Here is a 23,684-nt window from a genome sequence, read left to right on the forward strand (position 1 = left end):
GCCCGGCACTCTCATACATGTCGATCCGTCGCGTCGGGGGGCAGACGGGTCAGTGGTGAAATCGCGCCACTAGGGTGAGCAGCCCTGATATCCCGCCCGGCGACCCACGGGGGAGTCGCCGGGCGGGTCTCGTCCACAGACCACAGGAGTTTGAACGCGATGAGCGAAACGAAGAAGACCGTCACCGAGGTCAAGCCGCTCGACAACCACGCCACCGGCGAGGAGATAACCACCCTGGACAACCACGCCACGGGTGAGACCTTCAAGCCGCTGGACAACCACGCCACCGACACGACGGTGAAGCCGCTCGACAACCACGCGACCGGCGAAGAGGTCTGACACACGCTTTCCTCGCACGGGGATCGGCCGCGGTGGCCCGGAGGGGGAGCCACCGCGGCCGAGGCGTGTCCGGGACCGATCCGGCCGTCCCCTCCCAGTGACTGACACCGCTTGCAGAGCGAAGCCCGATTCTTCTCCAGGGAGTTGGAATGACGCGCACCAAGAAGTTCCTCGTCACCGCCGCGATGATCGCGGGCGTAGCGGCCGGCGCGGCCACCCCGGCAATGGCCGACAACCACGCGGGTATCTCCCCGATGGGCGACAACCACACGCCCGTCGCCCCGATGGGCGACAACCACTCCCCCATCGCCCCGCTGGACAGCCACGCAGGCTGACCCACACAGCAAGCGCACCCCAGGAGGGGCCGGACACCAAGCCCGGCCCCTCCTTGCGTACTCACACCACCCCCACCTCGAACCACACCGCCTTCCCCTCCCCCCGCACCTCGATCCCCCAGGCCAGGGCCACCGCGTCGACCAGCGCGAGCCCCCGCCCCGACTCGTCGTCCCCCCGCGCCACGACGAGCACCGGCAACGCCCCCACCGCCGGATCAATCACCTCCACCCGCACCCGCCGCGCCGCCCCACCCGCCCGAACCCTCACCCGCGCCGCGACGCCCTCCCCCACATGCCGTACGACGTTGTTGAGCAACTCGGCGACACACAGCTCGGCCTCGCGCCCGTACCGCGCCCCCACCTCCCGTCGAACCGCCCGCACGGTCTCCCCCCGAGCCGCCAGCTCGACCTCCCACCACACGCCGCGCCCACCCAGCGCATCGACGAGCCGCCGCGCGGTCCCCGTGTTGCAGTTCCCGAGCGCGACGAGACCCATGGGCGGCGCGTAGTCCCCGGCGAAGGCCGGCAGATCGACCCGAAGCGAGGGAAGGGTGATCCCGTGCGAGGCAAGCGCCCCGCGCAGCGCCTCCACGCAGTCCTCCATCTCGTAACCGCTGTGTCCAGACATCCGCCGTCCCTTTCAGTGCGTTCCGTGACGAACGCCACACAGAGTGTCGCGAACTCGCCTACCGTAGAAGGGTTTTCGGTTCCCGGACGCGAACCGTGGAACCCGGCGGGGACGTTGTGGAACGGGCGGTGCGGACATGGCACGACGCAAGGACATCGACGGCTCGGAGAGCATCCCGAGCTTCTACGGCAAGGAACTGCGCTGGCAGCGCGAAGCCGCCGGACTCACCCTCAACCAGCTCGTGGAGGGCAGCTTCTACGGCCAGAGCCACCTCAGCGAGATCGAGCGCGGCGAGCGCCGCATGCCCGGCGACCTGGCCGAGCACATCGACCGTGTCCTCAAGACGGACGGCTTCTTCGCGCGCCGCTGCGACGAGGTCCGCCGGGCCCGACGCGCGGGCCACGCCGCCTACTTCGAGAAGGTCCTGGAGGCGGAGCAGCACGCCGAGTCCATCGAGGAGTGGACCCCGCACGTGCTTCCCGGCCTCCTCCAGACCCAGGCCTACGCCTACGCGATCGTCCGCTCGGCGCACCCCCTGGAACCGCAGCAGACCTCGGAGACGAAGGTGAACGCCCGGCTCGCCCGCGCCGCGCTCTTCGACCGGGACCACTCCACCCCGGAGTACTGGGCGATCCTCCACGAGTCCCTGCTCCGACTCCCGGTCCTCCCCGCCCCCGACATGGCCGCCCAGCTCGACCACATCGCCCAGCTCGCCCGCCGACACCGCATCACTCCACAGATCGTTCCGTGGAACGCCGGGCCGCATCCCCTGATGCTCGCCCCCGCCAAGGTCATGACCTTCAGCGATGCACCACCGCTGGTCTACACAGAGTCCTCGTACAGCGGCGACACCATCGACGATCCGGCCCTCGTGAAGCAGTACCGCAAGGCTTACGATCGGCTCAGGGCCGCCGCGCTGTCACCGGAGGCGTCCCTCGCCCTGATCGAGGAAGCGGCTGAGGACTACCGAAATGGCAAGCTACGAGACTGACTTGAGCCGGGCCGAGTGGCGCAAGAGCAGCTACAGCAACGGGGACGGCGGCGACTGCGTAGAGGTCGCCACCAACCTCCCCGGCACCGTCCCCGTACGCGACACCAAGCTGACCGGCACGGAAACGGACCCCGCCCCCACCCTCCTGATCACCCCTGGGGCCTGGTCCGCCTTCCTCGCGGAAATTACCGCGTAGCCAAGAACGTTGGCGCTGGCATGACCCAAGGACCCGCGCCCCGCCCCCTCTCCGACGAAGCCCTGTCCGAACTGCTCGGCAAGCAGCAGTTCGGCACGCTCGCCACCGTCAAGCGCAGTGGCCACCCCCACCTGACCACGATGCTGTACAGCTGGGACCCGGAGACCCGCGTGGCCCGGTTCTCGACGACAGCGGACCGCATCAAGGTCAAGCACCTGCGGAACAACCCCCGCACGGCACTGCACGTGCAGGGCGGCGACGTGTGGTCGTTCGCGGTCGCCGAGGGCGAGGCGGAGGCGACGGAGGCCACGACCGTCGCGGGTGACGAGGTCGGCCGGGAGCTGCTCGGCATGATCCCTGGCGGTGCGAAGCCGGAGGACGAGACCGCGTGGCTGGAGCAGCAGGTGGCCGAGCGCCGCCTGGTGATCCGCCTGAAGGTGGACCGCCTGTACGGCACGGCGCTCGACATCAACGGTTAGGCGGCCCCACGGCAAGACCAGGCAAAGCCAAGCCAAGCCACCGGGGAGAATGCCGAACATGGCAGCCGTCTCTCCCGCGTCACGACTCGTCGCCACCGCCGCGCGGTCCCGGCTCCGCCCCCTCGGACTGAGGCAGCGGGGCCGGTCGCGTATCTGGCTCGACGACCACGGGTGGTGGCTGGGCGCGGTCGAGTTCCCGTCACCGCAGTGGAGCCAGGGCAGCGGGCTGACCGTCGGCGTGATGTGGCTCTGGCAGGACGTCGGGCACGTGACGTTCGACTTCCCGCAGCAGGCCCGGACAGAGCCTTACCGCGACGCGATCCAGTTCACCCCGGTCGCCGCGGAGCTGGCCCGTACCGCCGAGGCGCAGGTCACCGGACTCAGAGAACAGTTCGCCGACATCCAGTCCGCGACCCGTCGGCTCCTGGCCCGCCCACCCCGTACCGCCTCCCTCTGGGAGAACTTCAACGCCGGGGTGGCCGCCGCCCTGACCGGCGACGCCCCCTCCGCCCGCACCAGGTTCGCCGCGGTCCTGTCCGAGGACCCCTTCACCGACTGGATCGAAGACGTCCAGCGGACGGCCCGGCACCTGGCCGAACACGCCGGTGATCCGGCCGCCGTACGGGTATGGGCCACCACGGCAGTGCTGTCGTGCCGGACGAAACTGGCGCTGGGAGCCCCGCCCGGACCGCCGGACGACCTGTTCGCCTGACCCGGCGCCGAACGAACCGTGTGTAACAGCCCTGTCAGGGACACGTCCCAGCCGGAACGGAACCCACCCCCACCCCGGTCCTCCTGAACAGCACGACAGACGACCGCACGACACCACGACCGCACGCCACCGCCTCCCCCACACACCCGAGGACGTTCCGATGCGCACCCAGTCGAAGCACGCCAAGACGCTGACCCTCGCCGCCGTCGCCCTGGCCGCCGGCCTCTCCCTCACCGCCTGCCAGTCGGGCAACGACGGTGACAACGATGCCGCCGCCTCGACCGACCCCACCGCATCCTCCTCGTCCGCGTCCTCGCCCGCGCCCTCCTCCCCCGGCACGGAGGCCTCCTCCCCGGCACCGGACAGCACCGCCGGTGGGGGCACCGGCAACACCACGGGCGGCACCGGCGATGACAAGGGCAGCGGTGGCGGCCAGATCAACACCGGCCCCTGCAAGACCGCCAACCTCACCATCTCCGCCACCCACGGCATGGGCGAGGGCGACGTCCTGGTCAGCCTCAAGAACACCAGCGACGCCTGCAACCTCAAGGGCTTCGCCGGGGTCGACCTGAAGACCGCCGACGGCGACACGATCAGCGCGAACCGCACCGAGAACGCCGCCCCCTCCGTCGTCCTCCAGAACGGCGAAGCCACCCGCTTCACCCTCCACACCCCGCGCAACGACAGCGGCGGCTCCGGCGTGAAGGTCACCCGGCTCGTGATCACGCCCCCGAACGAGACGCACTCCAAGACGCTCGCGTTCGCCCTCAGCCTCCCGGTCACCGACGGCTCCCACCCCGAGCAGGGCGTCATGGTCGAACCCGTCGGCACCGGCAAGCAGTAACCCTCTCAGCCCGCCGAGCCCGCCAGGACCCTTGTCTGCGCCACCGGCAGCCCCTTGACCCACCAGTGGTCGTAACGCCGATACGCGGACACGTCCCGCCCTGCGAGAAACGCGAACAACCCCCGCGCCTCGACCTCCAGCTCCTCCCACACCGCCCCGGGCAGCTCCCGGAACGCCCCCACCTCGATCCCGGCCCCGCCCTCGGCGACCCGCCAGACCCCGGCCACGTACCCGTCGACCAGCACGGTCGGCAGCACATCCCCGTTCACCCGGGTCACGTGCTTGCGGTACTCGGCCGGGATCACCCGCCCCCGGTCCGCGTAGGCGAGCAGCACGCTGTCCCACATCGGCAGCAATCGCACGGGCGCCGCCACATCCTCGTCCGGCACGCCCCCGCCCGGCACGTCGTACAGAACCTCTCCCTCGCCCTTCAACTCCCGTACAGAATCCTCTAGTTCACGAAGGGCTGCCCGCACCCGCCCCTTCTGCACGAGCCCGAACTGCGCCACGTCCGACACCGTCGCCGGACCGAACCCCTCCAGGTACCGCAGGACCAGCGCCCGCATACCCGCCGCCGCGGCCTCGTCCCCCTCAAGGGCGGGCCGGCTGTCCGCCCCCGCCGCCACGAACTCCTGACCGCCATTGCCCACATACGCCCACGGAGCATCGGCCACCGGCGCGTGCCACAGCGGCGCGTACTGGCGCAGCATCCGCCAGGCGGGCAGAGCGACCGGCTCCTCGATCCCCGCCGCCCCCACCAGCCAGTCCTTCAACTCGGGCCCGGCGCACGGTCGTTCGGCACGGGCCAGCAGCTCCGGCAGCAGCCGCGCCGCGTCCGCCTCCGTCAGCCCCGAGTCCCGGAACCGCCGGTCCCGCAGCCGCGCCCCACGCACCGTCGGCTCCACGGCCGCCCGCAGCGCCGGATAGTCCTCGACGTGCACCGCGTGCAGCGTGATCCGCATCATCGTGGACTTCACGACCCGGTAGTCGGCGAACAGAGCGTCCAGCGCCGACGCCTCGAAGCCCGCCACCCTGTTCCACAGGGCCACGTACGGCGAAGCGGGCTGCTGCGCCTGAAGCGCGACAACCCGCCGTACCGCGTCCTCGGCCGACACCTCAGCGCGCTCCAGGAGCAACTGCCGTGCCAGTGTCGACCGGTTGAGGGCGCGCGCGGAGATCGTCGTCATGCCACGATTCTGCCGCGCGGACCCGTAGAACCTGCCCGGGATCAGCCCAACTGCTGAGCCACCTCGGTCGCCCAGTACGTGAGAATCATGCTCGCCCCGGCCCGCTTGATGCCGGTCAGCGACTCCATGATCGCCCGGTCCCGCTCGATCCAGCCGCGCTGCGCCGCCGCCTCGATCATCGCGTACTCACCGCTGATCTGGTACGCGGCGACCGGCACGTCCGAGGCCTCGGCGACCTTGGCCAGGATGTCGAGGTACGGTCCGGCCGGCTTGACCATGACCATGTCGGCGCCCTCCTCGAGGTCGAGCGCCAGCTCCCGCAGCGACTCCCGCGCGTTCGCCGGGTCCTGCTGGTACGTCTTGCGGTCGCCCCGGAGCGAGGACCCGACGGCCTCGCGGAAGGGACCGTAGAAGGCGGAGGAGTACTTCGCCGTGTAGGCGAGGATCGCGACGTCGTCGCGGCCGATCTGGTCGAGGGCGTCACGGACGACGCCGATCTGGCCGTCCATCATGCCGCTCGGGCCCACCACATGGGCGCCCGCGTCGGCCTGGACCTGCGCCATCTCCGCGTACCGCTCCAGAGTGGCGTCGTTGTCGACCCGGCCGTGCTCGTCGAGGACGCCGCAGTGGCCGTGGTCGGTGAACTCGTCGAGGCACAGGTCCGACATGACGAGCAGGTCGTCGCCGACCTCGGCCCGCACGTCCCGCAGCGCCACCTGGAGAATCCCGTCCGGGTCGGTGCCGTCCGTGCCGGCGCCGTCCTTCTTCTCGTCCAGCGGCACACCGAACAGCATGATCCCGGAGACGCCCGCCTCGACGGCCTCGGCCGCCGCCTTCTTCAGGGAGTCACGGGTGTGCTGGTACACGCCGGGCATGGACCCGATCTCGACCGGGGCGTCGATCCCCTCGCGCACGAACGCGGGCAGGATCAGATCGGCCGGATGCAGCCGCGTCTCGGCGACCATCCGCCGCATGACCGGCGTCGTCCGCAACCGCCGGGGCCGCGCTCCAGGAAAAGACCCGTACTTCGTCACCGAAATCTCCTCACGAACACCCACACGAACACGGCGGCCCCCCAGCGCCGGACCACGGCGCTGAAGGGCCCCCACTACAACACAGCGTTCCGCGCTACGGCGCGGCCCGCCGACGACGAGCACCGGGCCGCCGCTCGCTCGGCCGCGTCACCGGATCCCCGGCCTCCACGGCCGCGTCCCGACGACGCGCCCCGAAGTCCGCCAGGGCCTCGGCCAGCTTGTGCACGGACGGCTCCGGAGCCATGACGTCGACCCGCAGACCGTGCTCCTCGGCGGTCTTCGCCGTGGCCGGACCGATACAGGCGATCACCGTCACGTTGTGCGGCTTGCCCGCGATACCGACCAGGTTGCGGACCGTCGAGGACGACGTGAACAGCACGGCGTCGAAGCCACCGCCCTTGATCGCCTCACGGGTCTCCGCCGGCGGCGGCGACGCGCGCACGGTGCGGTACGCCGTGACGTCGTCGACCTCCCAGCCCAGCTCGATCAGCCCGGCGACCAGCGTCTCCGTGGCGATGTCGGCGCGCGGCAGGAAGACACGGTCGATCGGGTCGAAGACCGGGTCGTAGGGCGGCCAGTCCTCCAGCAGACCGGCGGCCGACTGCTCACCGCTCGGCACCAGATCCGGCTTCACACCGAACGCGATCAGCGCGTTCGCCGTCTGCTCGCCGACCGCCGCGACCTTGATCCCGGCGAAGGCCCGCGCGTCGAGCCCGTACTCCTCGAACTTCTCGCGCACGGCCTTGACCGCGTTGACCGACGTGAAGGCGATCCACTCGTAGCGGCCGGTCACCAGACCCTTGACCGCGCGCTCCATCTGCTGCGGCGTGCGCGGCGGCTCGACGGCGATCGTCGGCACCTCGTGCGGCACCGCCCCGTACGAGCTGAGCTGGTCGGAGAGCGAAGCGGCCTGCTCCTTCGTCCTCGGCACGAGCACCCGCCAGCCGAACAGCGGCTTCGACTCGAACCAGGACAGCTGGTCACGCTGGGCGGCGGCACTGCGCTCACCGACCACGGCTATCACCGGCCGGTTCCCCTCGGGCGAGGGCAGCACCTTGGCCTGCTTGAACGTCTGCGCGATGGTGCCGAGCGTCGCCGTCCACGTCTTCTGACGCGTCGTCGTACCGGCCACCGTCACCGACAGCGGGGTGTCGGGCTTGCGGCCCGCCGCCACCAGCTCACCGGCGGCCGCCGCGACCGCGTCGAGCGTCGTCGACACGACGACCGTGCCGTCGGACGCGCCGACCTCGGTCCAGCACCGCTCGGTGGCCGTACGGGCGTCCACGAAACGCACGTCGGCACCCTGCGCGTCCCGCAGCGGGACACCGGCGTACGCGGGCACGCCGACGGCCGCCGCGACACCCGGCACGACCTCGAAGCCGATACCGGCGGAGGCGCAGGCGAGCATCTCCTCGGCCGCGTACGTGTCGAGCCCGGGGTCACCGGACACCGCACGGACGACCCGCTTGCCGCCCCGCGCGGCCTCCATGACAAGATTGGCCCAGTCCCTCGGAGCCGGGACCGCGACGACAGTTGACGACGCGTCAGCGGTGCCGGGCTGCCCGGGTGCGCCCTCGGCGTCGAGCACGGTGACGCCCGCCCCGGCATGCGCGCGGACGACGTCGAGCACTTCGGGCTCGGCGATCAGCACATCCGCTCGGGTCAGGGCCTCCACGGCCCTGAGGGTCAGCAGTCCCGGGTCACCGGGTCCGGCACCCAGGAAGGTGACGTGCCCCGGTGTACAGGCGGTCGATTGAGCGGTGGTGGGGCTCAAAGTGCTCGCTCCCCCATCAGACCGGCCGCGCCCTTGGCCAGCATCTCGGCGGAAAGTTCCCGCCCGAGCGCCAGCGCCTCGTCCTGCGACGTGGGTACGGGACCGGTGGTGGACAGCTGCACCAGCTCGGAGCCGTCGGTGGTGCCGACGACGCCGCGCAGGCGCATTTCCTTGACGATCTGCCCGTCGGCCAGAAGGTCGGCGAGGGCACCCACGGGTGCGCTGCAGCCGGCCTCCAGGGCGGCGAGCAGGGAACGCTCGGCGGTCACGGCGAACCGGGTGAACGGGTCGTCGAGCTCGGCGAGCGCGGCGGCGAGCGCACCGTTCGTGGCGGCGCACTCGACTGCCAGGGCCCCCTGACCGGGGGCGGGCAGAACGATGTCGGTGGACAGGAAGTCGGTCACTTCCTCCGTCCGGCCGATCCGGCTGAGCCCGGCCGCCGCGAGAACCACGGCATCCAGCTCGCCGTTCTCGACGAACCCGATCCGGGTGTCGATGTTCCCGCGGATCGGTACGGTCTCGATCCGCATCCCGTGGCTCCTCGCGTACGCGTTGAGCTGGGCCATGCGGCGCGGCGAACCCGTGCCCACGCGAGCGCCGTCGGGCAGCTCGGTGAACTTCAGTCCGTCGCGCGCGATCAGCACGTCCCGCGGGTCCTCGCGCACCGGCACGGCGGCCAGCGTCAGGTCCTCGGGCTGCGCGGTCGGCAGGTCCTTGAGCGAGTGCACCGCGAAGTCCACCTCGCCCCGCGTCAGCGCGTCGCGCAGCGCGGTCACGAAGACACCGGTGCCACCGATCTGCGCCAGGTGCTCCCGGGAGGTGTCGCCGTACGTGGTGATCTCCACGAGCTCGACCTCACGGCCGGTCACCTGGCGCACCGCGTCGGCGACATGCCCGGACTGGGCCATGGCCAGCTTGCTGCGGCGCGTCCCCAGCCTCAGTGCTCTCTCGGCGGTCATGCCGGGCCTCGATTCTTGCCTACCGCGTCTTCACGGTCTCGGGGGGTGGCCCGGGAGACGGCGGCGACCGTCTCCGGGTCCAGGTCGAACAGGGTCCGCAGCGCGTCCGCGTACCCGGCACCGCCGGGCTCGGCCGCCAGCTGCTTGACCCGTACGGTCGGCGCGTGCAGCAGCTTGTCCACCACGCGCTTCACGGTCTGGGTGATCTCCGCACGCTGCTTCTCGTCCAGGCCGGGCAGCCGGCCGTCGAGGCGCGCGATCTCGTTCGTCACGACGTCCGCGGCCATCGTGCGCAGCGCGACGACGGTCGGCGTGATGTGCGCGGCCCGCAGCGCGGCACCGAACGCGGTGACCTCGTCGGACACGAGGGCCCGCACCTGGTCCACGTCGGCGGCCATCGGAGCGTCCGCGGACGCCTCGGCGAGCGACTCGATGTCGACGAGGCGCACCCCGTCGATCCGGTGCGCGGCCGCGTCGATGTCGCGCGGCATCGCCAGGTCGAGCAGCGCGAGCGCGACCGGACGGGCCGACGGCTCGGGCGTGCGCTCGCGGCGCATCTCCGGCACCCGGCCCACGGCGGCGAGCGCCGCGATGGCCTCGGCCTCGGAGGGCTGCGGGGCGGGGCTGACCCGCTCGCCCGGGGCGTTGTCCACCCAGGCGCCGTGCTGCTCCAGGGCGGCCGCGTCGAATCCGGCGACGGCGGCTTCGCCCTCGACGGAGAACCCGCCCTCGCCCGCGAATCCGGCGCGCACCGTGTCCACGGGGCAGTTGTCGGCGGCGGTCCGGCCCGCGGCGGGCACGGCCGGGGCCGGCACGTCGGCGCCCGCGGTCGGGGTACGGCCCGCGACGGCGGCCCGCACCGCGTCCGCGGTGAGGACGAGGCCGGTCGCGCCGGTGCAGGAGATGGCGACGTCGGCACGTGTCAGCTCGTCCGCCACCGCGTCCATCGCGACGGCCCGCGCGGCGGTGCCGCCCTCGGTGAGGATCTCGGCGAGCCGCTCGGCCCGCTCCAGGGTGCGGTTGGCGACGACGACCTCGGCAACACCGGCCCGCGCGAGCGTGGCCGCGGCGAGCGAGGACATCGAACCGGCGCCGATCACCAGCGCCCGCTTGCCCTTCGCCCAGGCCTCGACCGGCTGCCCGAGCGCGAGCTGCTCCAGGCCGAAGGTGACCAGGGACTGCCCGGCCCGGTCGATGCCGGTCTCCGAGTGGGCGCGCTTGCCGACGCGCAGCGCCTGCTGGAACAGGTCGTTGAGGAGCTTGCCCGCGGAGTGCAGGTCCTGGGCGCGGGCCAGGGTGTCCTTGATCTGGCCGAGGATCTGGCCCTCGCCGACGACCATCGAGTCGAGGCCGCACGCCACCGAGAACAGGTGGTGCACCGCCCGGTCCTCGTAGTGCACGTAGAGATAAGGGGTGAGCTCGTCCAGGCCCACACCGCTGTGCTGCGCGAGCAGGGTCGACAGCTCGGCGACACCGGCGTGGAACTTGTCGACGTCCGCGTACAGCTCGATGCGGTTGCAGGTCGCGAGCACACCGGCCTCGGTGGCCGGCTCGGCCGCGAGGGTGTCCTGCAGCAGCTTGGCCTGGGCGTCCGCGTTCAGCGACGCGCGCTCCAGGACGCTGACCGGGGCGCTGCGGTGGCTCAGCCCGACGACGAGGAGACTCATGCCGGCATCACGGCGGGGACGTCCCCGTCGGGTCCCTTGCGGTCGGTGCCGCGGTCGGCGGCGCCGGAGGAGGCGGCCTTGGTGACCTTGGCGGCCGGGCCCTCGACGCCGACACCGCCCGCGGCGGGCGGCACCTCGGCCTCGTCCGCGGCGTCCCCGGCCTTGCGCTGCTCGTGGAAGGCGAGGATCTGCAGCTCGATGGAGAGATCGACCTTGCGCACGTCGACGCCGTCCGGGACGGACAGCACGGTCGGCGCGAAGTTCAGGATGGAGGTGACACCGGCGGCGACCAGCCGGTCGCAGACCTGCTGCGCGGCGCCGGCCGGGGTCGCGATGACACCGATCGACACACCGTTCTCGTCGACGATCTTCTCGAGGTCGTCCGCGTGCCGCACGGCCATGCCCGCGACGGACTTGCCGGTCATCGCCGGGTCGGCGTCGATGAGCGCCGCGACGCGGAACCCGCGCGAGGCGAAGCCGCCGTAATTGGCCAGAGCCGCGCCGAGGTTACCGATACCGACCATGACGATCGGCCAGTCCTGGGTCAGGCCCAGCTCGCGCGAGATCTGGTAGACGAGGTACTCGACGTCGTAGCCGACACCGCGGGTGCCGTAGGAGCCGAGGTAGGAGAAGTCCTTGCGCAGCTTCGCGGAGTTGACCCCCGCCGCGGCCGCGAGCTCCTCGGAGGAGACCGTGGGCACCGAACGCTCCGACAGAGCGGTGAGGGCGCGGAGGTACAGCGGAAGCCGGGCGACGGTGGCCTCGGGAATCCCTCGGCTGCGGGTCGCCGGTCGGTGAGTTCGGCCAGTTGCCACGGTGCTCCTGCGGGTAGAGCGGGGCTGCGGGCGGCTGAAACTTCCGTGACCGCCCCGTCGAATGCAGGCTATGTCTTTGTGAACGCGTGCACAAAGATGGTGTCCGATTTGCCCGGCCAACGTGACCGGGGTCACGCACCCTTCGCACCCGTAACGGGAACCGGCGCGCGAGCTGCTTCGTTGCACACCTGTCGGGGGCAAAACCGCACACCTTCCTTACGATCCACGCCCCCGAGACCAAAACCGCCCCCGATCCTAAGCGACTTTCGGGGCGAGTTGGACTGGTCGGTCAGTGATCTGCACGACCGGGCGGGGGCCACGCCCTCACTCCGTACGCGGTGTGCTACGAGGTGAGCGCACGCCGCAGCCGTTCCTCCTGCACGCGCCAGAAGTCGTGCTGCGCCCCGTCGACGAGCACGACCGGGATCTGCTCCCAGTACTTGCGGTACAACTCCTCGTCCTCGGTGATGTCCTTCTTCTCCCAGGATGCTCCGACCTCGGCGCACACCTTCTCGATGACCACCTGTGCGTCATCACACAGATGACAGCCGGGCTTCCCGATCAGCGTGACGACCCGCTCGCTCGGGTCCTTCTTCTCTCTTCTGCGAAAGACGGGACTCATACCGGCCATTGTCACCCCGGCGCACGTCACGCAGGACGCACGGATTTCACAGAACGACAGCTTCCCGAAATCCCCTCGACTCCGGAACCACCGAACGAACTGGCTATGCTCGCCGCATGGCCGCTCTTGGATGGCTCACACCCCGTAGGCGCTCCGCCACCGCGCGGAGCGTGCTGGCCGGCGAGGCCTCTGCCGAGGCCGCCCGCAAGTCCTCCCAGGAGCTGGAGGAACAGCAGGCGCTGGAACAGCCCGCGCAGGAACCGGAGTTCCCGGTCGTCGGCGACGACAAGGCCGCCGCCTTCTTCGACCTGGACAACACGGTGATGCAGGGCGCCGCGATCTTCCACTTCGGCCGCGGCCTGTACAAGCGGAAGTTCTTCCAGCGCCGCGAGCTGACCCGGTTCGCCTGGCAGCAGGCCTGGTTCCGGCTCGCCGGGGTCGAGGACCCCGAGCACATGCAGGACGCCCGCGACAGCGCCCTGTCCATCGTGAAGGGCCACCGCGTCTCCGAGCTGATGTCCATCGGCGAGGAGATCTACGACGAGTACATGGCCGAGCGGATCTGGCCCGGCACCCGCGCCCTCGCCCAGGCCCACCTCGACGCGGGCCAGAAGGTCTGGCTGGTCACCGCCGCCCCGGTGGAGATCGCCACGGTGATCGCCCGCCGCCTCGGCCTGACCGGCGCCCTCGGCACCGTCGCCGAGTCCATCGGCGGCGTCTACACGGGCAAGCTCGTCGGCGAACCGCTGCACGGCCCCGCGAAGGCCGAGGCCGTCCGCGCGCTCGCCTCCGCCGAGGCCCTGGACCTCGGCCGCTGCGCCGCGTACAGCGACTCGCACAACGACATCCCGATGCTCTCGCTCGTCGGGCACCCGTACGCGATCAACCCCGACGCCAAACTGCGCAAGTACGCCCGGGAGCGGGAGTGGCGGCTGCGCGACTACCGCACGGGCCGCAAGGCGGCCAAGGTCGGCATCCCGGCCGCGGCCGGCGTCGGCGCCCTCGCGGGCGGCACCGCCGCGGCGATCGCCCTGCACCGCCGCCGCCGCTGACTCCCGCCGATTCGGGTGGGCTTACCCGCCCCGGCGGCGCGGCAGTCCCGTTGATACCACTCGAGCACAACGCGTCACCGGCACAGCCGGAATCTGACCTCATTCGATCAACAACCGATCACTCTCCGGTACTTGAACCACCTCCGAACAGCTTCAGAAGTGACGGAACCGGTGATTTGAGCAACTGGGTGTAGCGCTCCCTGCACGAAGCGTTATTCTCCTCAGACGCAATCCGGTACCCACACGTCAGCACGACGGGTGAACAGACCGGCACTGCACGTGATGGAAGCTCTGCCTCTGGGAGTCCCGTGTACCCACACGTCGGGGTTGACGCCTCGGGCCTGGCTACGCTGCGCGCAACGGTCGTGGACCGCTTGCGCGGCTTCGTCCCCACCGCGTACGCCGTCCCCGCCCTTGCCGTCGCCGCCCCCGCAGCGACCGGTCCCACCGGTCCGTGCTTCGCCCTGGCCAACACCGGAGCGGCCACGGCCGGCAGACGAGCGCGCTCCGGAGCCGCCGGCGCCTCGGGTACGTCCACCGCCCGCCGGCCCGCCGCGGACAGCGACAGCGCCCGCATGATGGATCTGGTCGAGCGCGCACAGGCCGGTGAGGCCGATGCCTTCGGCCGGCTGTACGACCAGTACAGCGACACCGTCTACCGCTACATCTACTACCGCGTCGGCGGAAAGGCGACGGCCGAGGACCTGACCAGCGAGACCTTCCTGCGCGCCCTGCGCCGCATCGGCACCTTCACCTGGCAGGGCCGTGACTTCGGCGCCTGGCTCGTGACGATCGCGCGGAACCTGGTCGCCGACCACTTCAAGTCCAGCCGCTTCCGCCTCGAGGTCACCACCGGCGAGATGCTCGACGCCAACGAGGTGGAGCGCAGCCCCGAGGACTCCGTCCTGGAGTCACTCTCCAACGCGGCCCTGCTCGACGCCGTGCGCCGGCTCAACCCGCAGCAGCAGGAGTGCGTCACGCTGCGCTTCCTGCAGGGCCTGTCCGTCGCCGAGACGGCGCGCGTGATGGGCAAGAACGAGGGCGCGATCAAGACCCTCCAGTACCGGGCCGTCCGCACGCTGGCCCGCCTCCTCCCCGACGACGCGCGCTGATTCACCCGCCGGATCACTCCGGACCACCCCACCGGCCGTCACGGAAGGCGACCCTCAACTCACCTTCCGTGAAAGCCGGATGGGATCGCGGTCGGATCATCTTTCGCGCGTAACCCAAGTGCCGCGCCGCTCGTTGTGCGGGATGCAGGCTCCCTGTGGTCACGTCCGGACCGGCCGCACTCACTCGATCGGGTGCACGTCGGCGCGGCCGTGCAACCCTCAGGACCCCCTGGGGAGTCGACATGGGAGTCGACCGTCATGACGAGAGGAGGTGCCGCCAGTGATCGCGAACGTATCGGCACACCGGCGGGCGAACGCCTTCGCCCAGGCCCTGGAGGAGCAGTCCGACCAGGACCCGGCGGCGCGGCAGCCGGAGGAGCCGGCGGCTCAGCACAGCGACCAGGCCGAGACCGGACAGGACAGGCTGCTGTCCCTGGCCGAAGGTCTGGGCGACCTGCCCAGGCCGGAGCTCGACCCCGAGGTCAAGGTGGTGCAGCGGGCCCAGCTCGTGGCAGCCATGGAGGCCATGTTCAAGGAGGGCGCGAATCCGGCCGTACCCGAGCAGCGCAGGAACAAGGGCGCCCACCGGGCGACCCCGCTCGGCAAGCTCCGTCCCCGCTCCCGCCTGTCGAAGGGCATCGCCGCGGGCGGCCTCACGGTCGGCGTGGCGGCGGGCGCGTTCAGCGGGGTGGCCGCGGCCAGCTCCGACGCGCTGCCCGGTGACTCGCTCTACGGGCTGAAGCGCGGCATGGAGGACGTCAAGCTCGGCATGGCCGACAGCGACTCCGACCGCGGGCAGATCTACCTGGACCAGGCGTCGGTCCGGCTCAGCGAGGCGCGCCGCCTGATGGACCGCGGCGGCCGCACCGGACAGCTCGACCACGAGTCGGTCGGCGAGGTCCGCCGCGCCCTGTCCGGCATGCGCTACGACGCCTCCGAGGGCCACCGGCTGCTCAGCGACGCGTACAAGCGGGACGGGTCGCTCGGCCCGATCCAGGCCCTGTCCGCGTTCACCGAGTCGCACCGCAAGACCTGGACCGCCCTGAGCGACAAGCTCCCGGTCCAGCTGGGCGACGTGCGGGACGAGGTGAGCTCGGTCTTCGCCGCCATAGACGAAGAGGTCGGTCCGCTGCGGTCGCTGCTGCCGCGGACCCCGGACCGGGGCGGCTCCTCGGACCCGGCGCGGGACGGTGCCACGGCGCCGGGCGCCTCGGGCACGGAGCGGTCGACGCCGTCCGGTTCGTCGAGCCCGGAGCACAGCGCCGGTTCGTCGACGCGGCCGAAGCCGTCCAGTTCGGGCACGGGCAAGGAGGACGACGGTCTGCTCGGCGGCGCCGCGGGCGGTCTTCTCGACCCGCCGCAGGACAAGCCGTCCACGTCCCCGACCGACGGCCACTCCGGCTCCGGCAGCACGACCCCGGCCCAGCCGGACGTCACCCTCCCCCCGCTCCTGCCCGGCATCCTGCCCGGCCTGGGCATCGAGGGCGAGGACGCGAACTAGCACCCGTGAGAGAGAAAGGGCCCGGGGTAGTGCCCCGGGCCCTTCCTCATGCCCGCACTCAGAAAAACACCGACCGCCGCTGCACCAGCAACTTGTAGAGGGTGTGCCCCCAGCGGACCGAGCCACGGGAACGTCGGCGTGATGGGGAAGTAGGGGAAACCAAGGACCCGGGCCAGCGTCCCCTCTACATTGCCGCCCTCGCACCGCTCCGCGGGCTTCGGTCGCCTGCGTCGGACTCCGTCCGCCGACCCGGCCTCAGGCCAACCTCCTGCCACCGGCCACCCGCACCGCTCAGAAAAACACCGACCGCCGCTGCACCAGCAGCTTGTAGAGCGTGTGCTGGATCTGTTCGCGGACCTGGTCGGTCAGGTTGAACATCAGCATCGGGTCCTCGGCCGCCTCCGGCGGATAGCCGTCCGTCGGGATCGGCTCGCCGAACTGGATCGTCCACTTCGTCGGCAGCGGCACCGCCCCCAGCGGACCGAGCCACGGGAACGTCGGCGTGATCGGGAAGTAGGGGAAACCAAGGACCCGCGCGAGTGTCTTCGCGTTGCCGATCATCGGGTAGATCTCCTCCGCCCCGACGATCGAGCACGGCACGATCGGGGTGCCCGCGCGCAGGGCCGTCGAGACGAAGCCGCCCCGGCCGAAGCGCTGCAGCTTGTACCGCTCGCTGAACGGCTTGCCGATCCCCTTGAAGCCCTCGGGCATGACGCCGACCAGCTCGCCGGACTCCAGGAGCCGCTGCGCGTCCTCGGCGCAGGCCAGCGTGTGCCCGGCCTTGCGGGCCAGCTCGTTGACCACCGGCAGCATGAACACCAGGTCCGCCGCGAGCAGCCGCAGATGACGGTGGGCCGGATGGTGGTCGTGCACGGCGACCTGCATCATCAGGCCGTCCAGCGGCAGCGTCCCCGAATGGTTCGCGACGATCAGCGCGCCGCCCTCCTTCGGGATGTTCTCCACGCCCTTCACCTCGACGCGGAAGTACTTCTCCGCGACCGGGCGCAGCAGCGACATCAGGACCTGGTCGGTGAGCTCCTGGTCGTAGCCGAACTCGTCGACCTCGTAGTCCCCGGTGATCCGGCGGCGCAGGAAGGACAGGCCGCCCGCGATCCGCCGCTCCAGACCGCTGCGGGGCGTGCGCGCGGGCTCGGGCCCGTCGTCCGGCTCCGGCTCGGGCCGCGCCGGCTCGGGCACCGGCAGCGGCTGCACCTCGGCCACCGCCGCGGGCTCGCCCCGGCGCCGGCCGCCGCCCGGCCCCCTGCGGCGCGCTGCCGACCCTCGCGACCGGTCGTCGTCGAACGGAATGACCTTGGCGTCCGCCATCGTTCCTGCGCTCCTCAGTTGGCGCTCTGCGTCGGGGGGTGACCTGGCGTGCCGCCGAGCAGGGGCAGCGCCGCGATCCTGTCCACGGCCCCGGCCAGGGCCCGCGGCGGCAGCAGCCCGGGACCCCGGCTGCGGACGAAGTCCTCGAACGTCTCCGCGGTCGTGTACTTCGGCCTGTAGCCCAGTGTCTCGCGCATCTGCGCCGTGGACACGACCCGACCGTGTGTCAGGAGCCGGATCTGCTCCGGCGAGAAGTCCGTGACCCCGAGCGTGCGCAGCGCACCGCCCACCCAGTTCACCGCCGGCAGCAGCACCGGCACGGTCGGCCGCCCCAGTCGCCGCGAGCACTGGGAGAGGAGCAGCACCCCGTCCCCGGCGACATTGAACGTCCCGCTGTTGAGCGTGCCGCGGGCCGGCTCGTGCGAGGCGATCCGCAGCACCTCGATCACGTCGTCCTCGTGCACGAACTGCAGCCGCGGGTCGTAGCCGAACACGGTGGGCATGACGGGCAGCGACAGATACTCGGCGAGCGGCGAATCGGCCGTCGGCCCCAGGATGTTGGCGAAGCGCAGCACGCACACGGCGACGTCGGGCCGGCGCCGGGCGAACCCGCGCACATACCCCTCGACCTCCACCGCGTCCTTCGCGAAGCCGCCGCTGGGCAGCGACTTGGGCGGCGTCGTCTCGGTGAACACGGCCGGGTCGCGCGGCGCGGACCCGTACACGTTCGTACTGGACTTCACCACGAGCCGCCGCACGCTGGGCGCCTTCTGGCAGGCGCCGAGGAGCTGCATCGTCCCGATGACGTTGGTCTCCTTGACCGCGCCGCGGCCGCCGGCGACCAGCGCCGTCCCCGTCACGTCCAGATGCACGACCGTGTCCACGGAGTGCTCGGCGAGCACCCGGGCGATCGCGGGCTGGCGGATGTCGGCCTGCAGGAAGTCGGCCCCGCCCAGATGATGCGCGGGCGGCACGGCGTCCACCCCGATCACCCGGTCCACCTCGGGGTCCCGCTGGATCCGCCGTACGAAGCGGCCACCCAGCTGCCGGGCCACCCCGGTCACGAGCACGACCTTGCCCAAGATCAGCGCCTACCTTCCGTCCGGCCCGCCGCGCCCCACGGCCATGGCCCGCAGGTCACGTTAGCGCTTCGATGTTGCGCTGTGATGACCTGGCGATGCAGGAAGTGACCACATCCACAGTCCGGCGGACGACGGAAGCCCCCCCGAAACGCGCTGTGGCCCTTCCACCGATCGGTGAAAGGGCCACAGAGCGCGCTTGTCGCAGCAGTCGCTTACTTCTTGTTACGACGCTGCACGCGGGTGCGCTTCAGCAGCTTGCGGTGCTTCTTCTTCGCCATCCGCTTGCGCCGCTTCTTGATAACAGAGCCCACGATTACCCTCGCTCACTTCTCGGACAACCCCTGCACTGCAGGGACAATCACTCGGTGCGGGGCTAATTGGGGCCCACACGACCTACGAGGGGCTAGCCTACCCCGCCCGAGCGCCGAGCTTGAAATCGAGGGGTCTCCGGGTCCACCGGGGGATCGCCCGCGGCCCTCCCGGAGCGCACCCGTCAGGCCGTTTCCACCCCCACATAGGACTCGCGGAGGTACTCGTGAACCGCTTGCTCCGGGACGCGGAAGCTCCGCCCCACGCGGATCGCGGGCAGATGACCACTGTGCACCAGCCGGTACACGGTCATCTTGGACACTCGCATGACCGCGGCCACTTCCGCCACGGTCAAAAACTGCACCTCGTTCAGAGGCCTACTCTCACCAGCAGCCATGACACACCTGAACCTTCCGCACTCGACGGCCACCGGCTTCCCCTTCCGGTGACTCAACGTCGTTGCGTGCTCACTCCCCAATGTAGGGGCGGGTGATGCGAGTGGGGAAGAGGAGCAGCGATCAGGCGGCCTACTGTGACAGACACGCTCGATTGAGTACATAGCGCGTGAGTGGGCGGTAGTAGACGGACCGCACGCCGTCATCAAGCGGAACGACGACGGAGACCTGCCCCTCCGCCTCCCCCACGAACAGCGCCGGATCGTCCGTGTCCGCGAGCCCGATCGCGTCGAACCCCAACTGACCTGCGCCGCAGACCCATCCGTGATCCCCGACCACCAGCCCGGGCAGCGGCGCCCCGGCCTCGGCGAGCGCCCCGAGCACCGTCCGAACCGGGAGCGGCGAATGCGTGTGCGCGCCGGTCTCACCACCCGGCGGCCGCGCGCCGGGTTCGCGCACCAGCGCGACGCCCCGTACGTAGTCCAGGTTGTACGTGCGTAGACCGAACCGGGTCGTTATGTCGACACTGCGCCCCTGCGCCGGGGTGAGAACAGGACATCCGGCCGCCGACAGGGCGTCCGCAAGCGCGGCGTAGAAACCGAGCAAACGGTGCGGATGCCCCGTACCGAACAACACCGGAACGCGCGCCTCGGCCGCCCGCCCCAGCCGGTCCGCGAACGCGTCGAGCGCCAGCAGTGTCCGCTCCGGGTCGATGACGTCGCACCCCGACACCTGCCCCGGGTCCGCCGACACCCCGCACCGGTCCGCCATCAGCGCCAGCAGCTCCTGCGGCCCCCACGCCCACTCGGGATCCAGCCCGAGCAGCACGCGCGGATCCCGCGCCGCGAACAGCCGATAGCTGCGCAGACTCACCTCGCGCGAGGTCGCCACGGGCCCGGCGAGCCGCGCCGCCAACAGATGCGCACGCAGGGCGCCGGTGCTCAACACCCCAGAAATGCTGGTCCATCGGGCCCCCGGCCGCCCCGGGAACGCCCGAACACCGCACAGTCGGAGTAACAGTCGGAGTAATCGGCCCGGCGCACGCCGGGGCGCGCACTACGGCAGCAGACCCCGCAGCGGGAAGGCCGCCTTCCGCGTCGCCAGGATCGCCTGGTCGAGCCGGTCCGCCGGGTCGTACCCGGCCTCCCACTCCCGGTACGAGACCGGCCACCGCCCGTCCGTCATCCGCTGCGGCGCCAGTTGCCGGGTCCGCGCGTACGCGTCCTGCCGCCACCCGTCCGGGATCACCGTCTCCGGCGCGATCTCCCGCCCCGCCGCGATCCCCACCAGATGCGTCCACGACCGCGGCACCACGTCCACCACCGCGTATCCGCCGCCGCCCAGCGCGACCCACCGCCCGTCCGCGTGCTCGTGCGCCAGCTCGTGACAGGCCACCTGCACGGCCCGCTGCGCGTCCAGCGACACCGCCAGATGCGCCAGCGGATCCTCGAAGTGCGTGTCCGCCCCGTGCTGCGTCACCAGCACCTGCGGCCGGAACTGGGCGAGCAGCTCCGGCACCACGGCATGGAAGGCCCGCACCCAGCCGGCGTCCCCGGTCCCGGCGGGCAGCGCCACGTTCACCGCCGAACCCTCCGCGGCCCCGTCCGCCCCCGTCTCCTCCGGCCAGCCGGTCTGCGGGAACAGGGTGCGCGGATGCTCGTGCAGCGAGATCGTCAGAACCCGCGGATCCTCCCAGAACGCGGCCTGCACCCCGTCCCCGTGGTGCACGTCCACATCCACGTACGCGACCCGCTCCGCCCCCAGCTCCAGGAGCCGGGCGATCGCCAGCGCCGCGTCGTTGTAGACGCAGAACCCGGACGCGGCCCCCGGCATCGCGTGATGCAGCCCGCCGGCGAAGTTCACCGCGTGCAGCGCGTCCCCCCGCCACACGGCCTCCGCCGCACCCACCGACTGCCCCGCGATCAGCGCGGACACCTCGTGCATCCCGGCGAACGCCGGATCGTCCACGGTCCCCAGCCCGTACGCCTGGTCTGCGGCGTCCGGATCCGCGGAAGCGGCCTTGACCGCCTCCACATAGTCCTCGCGGTGCACGAGCCGCAGCGTCGAGTCCCCCGCCCGCTTGGCGGCGACGACCTCGACCTCCCGGTCGAGCCCGAACGCACTCACCAGCCCCCGGGTCAGCTCGAGCCGCACCGGGTCCATCGGATGCCCGGTGCCGAAGTCATACCCCGCTACCGCCGGGTCCCACATCAACTGCGCGCGGCCGCTCATGCTCGCCACCGTATCGGTCCGTCCCCCGCCCGAACGAAGGGGCGTACACGAGCGTCACGAGCACCAGCACCATCGGTACGAGCATGGCGCCCCGATAGCTCCACGCGTCACCCAGCGCCCCGACCAGCGGCGAACCCACCAGGAAGCCCACGTAGTTGAAGATGTTCAGCCGCGCGATCGCCGCGTCCGACGCGTTCGGGAACAGCCGGCCCGCCGCCGCGAACGTCTGCGGCACGATCACACACAGCCCGAGCCCGAGCAGCGTGAACCCGAGCATGCCCACCCAGGCCCCCGGAGCCACCGCCACCACACCGAACCCACCGGCCGCGACGACCGCCCCGAACCGCACCACCATCACCGGCCCGAACCGCCGCACCCCGACATCCCCCACGGCCCGCCCGACCAGCGTCATCACCATGTAGACGTTGTACGGGACGGTCGACAGCTGCTCCGAGCTGCCCAGCACGTCCTGCAGATACTTGGCGCTCCAGTTGGAGACCGTCGAGTCCCCGATGTACGCGAACGACATCACCAGGCACAGCGGCAGCAGCATCTTGAAGACGATGCCGCTGTCCTTCCCGCCGACGGCCGGCGTCTGCGCCCCGGCGGCCGCGTCCACGTACCAACGACTGCCCAGCAGGCACAGCGGCAGCGCGACGACGACCACGGGCAGGTACGACAGGAACAGCGACAGATCCCAGTGCGCCCCCACCCAGGCGAGCGAGGCCCCGACGATCCCGCCCAGGCTGTACGCGGCATGGAACCCGAGCATGATGCTGCGCCCGTACGCCCGCTGGAGACTCACCCCGAGCATGTTCATCGAGGCGTCGAGCGCACCGACGGACAGCCCGAACACGCCCAGGGCCACGGCGACCTGCCACATGGCGTCACCGGCCCCGACACCGAGCAGGGCCAGCAGCAGAACGGGCTGCGACCACCGCAGCACCTGGCTCGGCCGCACCCGCTTCACGAGCTGCTCGGTCCCGACGCTGCCCACCCCGGCGAGGATCGGCACGGCGGCCAGGAACACGGGCAGCAGCCCGTCCGAGATGCCGTACTGGTCCTGCAGCGCCGGGATCCTCGTGACCAGCACCGCGAACGCGGCACCCTGCGCGAAAAAGCTCAACGCGAGGGACTTCCGCCCCCAGCGCAGCACACTCGTGACCCCACCTATGCCGTCCGTCATGGCGGCACAGTAAAGCCGCTTCTTACTGGTGGGTAGACGGTTCGGCAAAGCATGAGACGACCGTTACCTGAGCGATGTTCAACTTTTCTCAGCCAGCAGTACGGGCAGTTCCCGCATGTCGGAGAAGAGCCCGATCGCGCCCTCCAGCCGCTCGGCCGGAGTCATCGCCGTGAACCCGTAGACGTCCATCCCGGCGGCCCGCGCAGCCCGTACCCCGAGCGGGCTGTCCTCGACGACCACGCACCGTTCGGGCGCCACGCCCATCCGCTCGGCGGCGTACAGGAAGAGATCCGGCGCCGGCTTGCCCCGCCCGACGTCCTGCGCGCTGAAGACGCGCCCTGCCTCGAACCAGCGGTCCAGCCCGGTCTTCCGGTGCCCGACCCGGATCCGCTCATGGCTACCGGACGAGCCGACGCAGTACGCCACACCATCGGCGCTCAGCTTCTCCAGCACCTCGACGACCCCGTCGACGGCCTGGAGCTCGCGCTCGAACGCGGCGAAGACCCGGGCGTGGAAGACCTGGTCGAATTCCTCCGGCAGCCGCCGACCGCTCCGCTCGAACACGAGGTCGTGGACACGGTGCATCGCGGAGCCCATGTAGTCCCGGATCGACTCCTCGAGCGTGGTCGGGTGCCCCAGCTCGGTGAGATAGCCGGCCAGCAAGGTGTTGGAGAGGACCTCACTGTCGACGAGAACACCGTCGTTGTCGAAGATGACCAGGTCGTAGCGCATAAATCTCCCCGATAAATTACGCGTAAACGCAGAAAACCCCGGACCGTATCCCGGTCCGGGGTTTCCCTTTTATCCAAAAATTGTTCGGCGGCGTCCTACTCTCCCACAGGGTCCCCCCTGCAGTACCATCGGCGCTGTGAGGCTTAGCTTCCGGGTTCGGAATGTAACCGGGCGT

Annotated in this window: 26 protein-coding genes and 1 rRNA gene; 10 read left to right on the plus strand and 17 right to left on the minus strand. The window is 71.2% G+C overall.

What is annotated here, in order from left to right:
• Window positions 1-159: 159 nt before the first annotated feature.
• Both ACIBTU_RS26510 and ACIBTU_RS26515 read left to right on the plus strand, forming a co-directional pair.
• Complete coding sequence (locus ACIBTU_RS26510) at window positions 160-339, plus strand: hypothetical protein (RefSeq protein WP_399128950.1); 180 nt, start codon at window positions 160-162, stop codon at window positions 337-339.
• 149 nt (window positions 340-488) lie between these two features.
• Window positions 489-674: a hypothetical protein gene (locus tag ACIBTU_RS26515; RefSeq protein ID WP_399128951.1), complete on the plus strand. Its 186-nt coding sequence runs from the start codon at window positions 489-491 to the stop codon at window positions 672-674.
• A 61-nt stretch (window positions 675-735) separates the two neighbouring features.
• On the opposite strand, the gene ACIBTU_RS26520 is transcribed toward ACIBTU_RS26515, so the two are convergent.
• Window positions 736-1,302 carry an ATP-binding protein gene (locus tag ACIBTU_RS26520; protein WP_399128952.1) on the minus strand — a complete coding sequence of 189 codons (567 nt, stop codon included), beginning with the start codon at window positions 1,300-1,302 and terminating at the stop codon, window positions 736-738.
• A 136-nt stretch (window positions 1,303-1,438) separates the two neighbouring features.
• Between ACIBTU_RS26520 and ACIBTU_RS26525 the strand changes: the two genes are divergently transcribed.
• From ACIBTU_RS26525 to ACIBTU_RS26545, 5 genes are all read left to right on the plus strand, one after another.
• Window positions 1,439-2,293, plus strand: coding sequence for a Scr1 family TA system antitoxin-like transcriptional regulator (locus ACIBTU_RS26525; RefSeq protein WP_399128953.1), 855 nt, complete (start codon window positions 1,439-1,441; stop codon window positions 2,291-2,293).
• Window positions 2,274-2,489, plus strand: a complete 216-nt coding sequence (locus ACIBTU_RS26530; RefSeq protein ID WP_399128954.1) for a DUF397 domain-containing protein — start codon at window positions 2,274-2,276, stop codon at window positions 2,487-2,489. Before ACIBTU_RS26525 ends, ACIBTU_RS26530 begins: the two co-directional genes overlap by 20 nt.
• Window positions 2,490-2,509: 20 nt before the next feature.
• On the plus strand, window positions 2,510-2,968 hold the full coding sequence (locus ACIBTU_RS26535) for a pyridoxamine 5'-phosphate oxidase family protein (protein ID WP_399128955.1): 459 nt from the start codon (window positions 2,510-2,512) through the stop codon (window positions 2,966-2,968).
• A 58-nt stretch (window positions 2,969-3,026) separates the two neighbouring features.
• On the plus strand, window positions 3,027-3,680 hold the full coding sequence (locus ACIBTU_RS26540) for a hypothetical protein (RefSeq protein WP_399128956.1): 654 nt from the start codon (window positions 3,027-3,029) through the stop codon (window positions 3,678-3,680).
• Between the two features lie 160 nt (window positions 3,681-3,840).
• A complete protein-coding gene (locus tag ACIBTU_RS26545; RefSeq protein WP_399128957.1) occupies window positions 3,841-4,524 on the plus strand; it encodes a DUF4232 domain-containing protein in 684 nt (227 codons plus the stop codon).
• 5 nt (window positions 4,525-4,529) lie between these two features.
• Here ACIBTU_RS26545 and ACIBTU_RS26550 read toward each other — a convergent pair whose 3' ends face one another.
• From ACIBTU_RS26550 to ACIBTU_RS26580, 7 genes are all read right to left on the minus strand, one after another.
• Window positions 4,530-5,711 (minus strand): winged helix DNA-binding domain-containing protein, encoded by a 1,182-nt coding sequence (locus tag ACIBTU_RS26550; protein ID WP_399128958.1) that lies wholly within the window; start codon window positions 5,709-5,711, stop codon window positions 4,530-4,532.
• A 41-nt stretch (window positions 5,712-5,752) separates the two neighbouring features.
• Window positions 5,753-6,745 (minus strand): porphobilinogen synthase, encoded by a 993-nt coding sequence (hemB, locus tag ACIBTU_RS26555; protein WP_399128959.1) that lies wholly within the window; start codon window positions 6,743-6,745, stop codon window positions 5,753-5,755.
• A 94-nt stretch (window positions 6,746-6,839) separates the two neighbouring features.
• Window positions 6,840-8,519, minus strand: coding sequence for a uroporphyrinogen-III synthase (locus tag ACIBTU_RS26560; RefSeq protein WP_399128960.1), 1,680 nt, complete (start codon window positions 8,517-8,519; stop codon window positions 6,840-6,842).
• Complete coding sequence (gene hemC, locus ACIBTU_RS26565; protein ID WP_399128961.1) at window positions 8,516-9,478, minus strand: hydroxymethylbilane synthase; 963 nt, start codon at window positions 9,476-9,478, stop codon at window positions 8,516-8,518. The genes ACIBTU_RS26560 and hemC overlap by 4 nt, the downstream gene beginning before the upstream one ends.
• Window positions 9,475-11,145, minus strand: coding sequence for a glutamyl-tRNA reductase (locus tag ACIBTU_RS26570; protein ID WP_399128963.1), 1,671 nt, complete (start codon window positions 11,143-11,145; stop codon window positions 9,475-9,477). The genes hemC and ACIBTU_RS26570 overlap by 4 nt, the downstream gene beginning before the upstream one ends.
• The gene (locus tag ACIBTU_RS26575) at window positions 11,142-11,960 is read right to left on the minus strand and encodes a redox-sensing transcriptional repressor Rex (RefSeq protein ID WP_399128964.1); all 819 of its coding nucleotides are present in this window, start codon (window positions 11,958-11,960) and stop codon (window positions 11,142-11,144) included. Before ACIBTU_RS26575 ends, ACIBTU_RS26570 begins: the two co-directional genes overlap by 4 nt.
• A gap of 343 nt (window positions 11,961-12,303) precedes the next feature.
• Window positions 12,304-12,582, minus strand: a complete 279-nt coding sequence (locus ACIBTU_RS26580) for a glutaredoxin family protein (RefSeq protein ID WP_188338330.1) — start codon at window positions 12,580-12,582, stop codon at window positions 12,304-12,306.
• 116 nt (window positions 12,583-12,698) lie between these two features.
• Between ACIBTU_RS26580 and ACIBTU_RS26585 the strand changes: the two genes are divergently transcribed.
• The 3 genes from ACIBTU_RS26585 (at window position 12,699) to ACIBTU_RS26595 (ending at window position 16,247) form a co-directional block, all read left to right on the plus strand.
• A complete protein-coding gene (locus ACIBTU_RS26585; protein ID WP_399128965.1) occupies window positions 12,699-13,634 on the plus strand; it encodes an HAD family hydrolase in 936 nt (311 codons plus the stop codon).
• Between the two features lie 308 nt (window positions 13,635-13,942).
• A complete protein-coding gene (locus tag ACIBTU_RS26590; protein ID WP_188338328.1) occupies window positions 13,943-14,746 on the plus strand; it encodes an ECF subfamily RNA polymerase sigma factor, BldN family in 804 nt (267 codons plus the stop codon).
• Between the two features lie 280 nt (window positions 14,747-15,026).
• Window positions 15,027-16,247, plus strand: coding sequence for a DUF5667 domain-containing protein (locus ACIBTU_RS26595; RefSeq protein WP_399128966.1), 1,221 nt, complete (start codon window positions 15,027-15,029; stop codon window positions 16,245-16,247).
• A 291-nt stretch (window positions 16,248-16,538) separates the two neighbouring features.
• Here ACIBTU_RS26595 and ACIBTU_RS26600 read toward each other — a convergent pair whose 3' ends face one another.
• From ACIBTU_RS26600 to rrf, 9 genes are all read right to left on the minus strand, one after another.
• Complete coding sequence (locus ACIBTU_RS26600) at window positions 16,539-17,573, minus strand: lysophospholipid acyltransferase family protein (protein WP_399128967.1); 1,035 nt, start codon at window positions 17,571-17,573, stop codon at window positions 16,539-16,541.
• 14 nt (window positions 17,574-17,587) lie between these two features.
• Window positions 17,588-18,655 (minus strand): NAD-dependent epimerase/dehydratase family protein, encoded by a 1,068-nt coding sequence (locus tag ACIBTU_RS26605; RefSeq protein WP_399128968.1) that lies wholly within the window; start codon window positions 18,653-18,655, stop codon window positions 17,588-17,590.
• 212 nt (window positions 18,656-18,867) lie between these two features.
• Complete coding sequence (locus ACIBTU_RS26610; RefSeq protein WP_003948845.1) at window positions 18,868-18,966, minus strand: 30S ribosomal protein bS22; 99 nt, start codon at window positions 18,964-18,966, stop codon at window positions 18,868-18,870.
• Window positions 18,967-19,148: 182 nt separating this feature from the next.
• A complete protein-coding gene (locus tag ACIBTU_RS26615; protein ID WP_188338324.1) occupies window positions 19,149-19,361 on the minus strand; it encodes a helix-turn-helix domain-containing protein in 213 nt (70 codons plus the stop codon).
• Between the two features lie 130 nt (window positions 19,362-19,491).
• The gene (locus tag ACIBTU_RS26620) at window positions 19,492-20,307 is read right to left on the minus strand and encodes a phosphatase (RefSeq protein WP_399128969.1); all 816 of its coding nucleotides are present in this window, start codon (window positions 20,305-20,307) and stop codon (window positions 19,492-19,494) included.
• A gap of 108 nt (window positions 20,308-20,415) precedes the next feature.
• Window positions 20,416-21,591 carry an acetoin utilization protein AcuC gene (locus tag ACIBTU_RS26625; RefSeq protein ID WP_399128971.1) on the minus strand — a complete coding sequence of 392 codons (1,176 nt, stop codon included), beginning with the start codon at window positions 21,589-21,591 and terminating at the stop codon, window positions 20,416-20,418.
• The gene (locus tag ACIBTU_RS26630) at window positions 21,542-22,777 is read right to left on the minus strand and encodes an MFS transporter (RefSeq protein ID WP_399128972.1); all 1,236 of its coding nucleotides are present in this window, start codon (window positions 22,775-22,777) and stop codon (window positions 21,542-21,544) included. Before ACIBTU_RS26630 ends, ACIBTU_RS26625 begins: the two co-directional genes overlap by 50 nt.
• Window positions 22,778-22,855: 78 nt before the next feature.
• Window positions 22,856-23,509, minus strand: a complete 654-nt coding sequence (locus ACIBTU_RS26635) for an HAD family hydrolase (protein ID WP_399128973.1) — start codon at window positions 23,507-23,509, stop codon at window positions 22,856-22,858.
• 82 nt (window positions 23,510-23,591) lie between these two features.
• Window positions 23,592-23,684: ribosomal RNA gene (gene rrf / locus ACIBTU_RS26640) — 5S ribosomal RNA — on the minus strand; the annotation flags it as partial.

Source organism: Streptomyces sp. NPDC050145 (assembly GCF_044460245.1).
Lineage (GTDB): Bacteria > Actinomycetota > Actinomycetes > Streptomycetales > Streptomycetaceae > Streptomyces.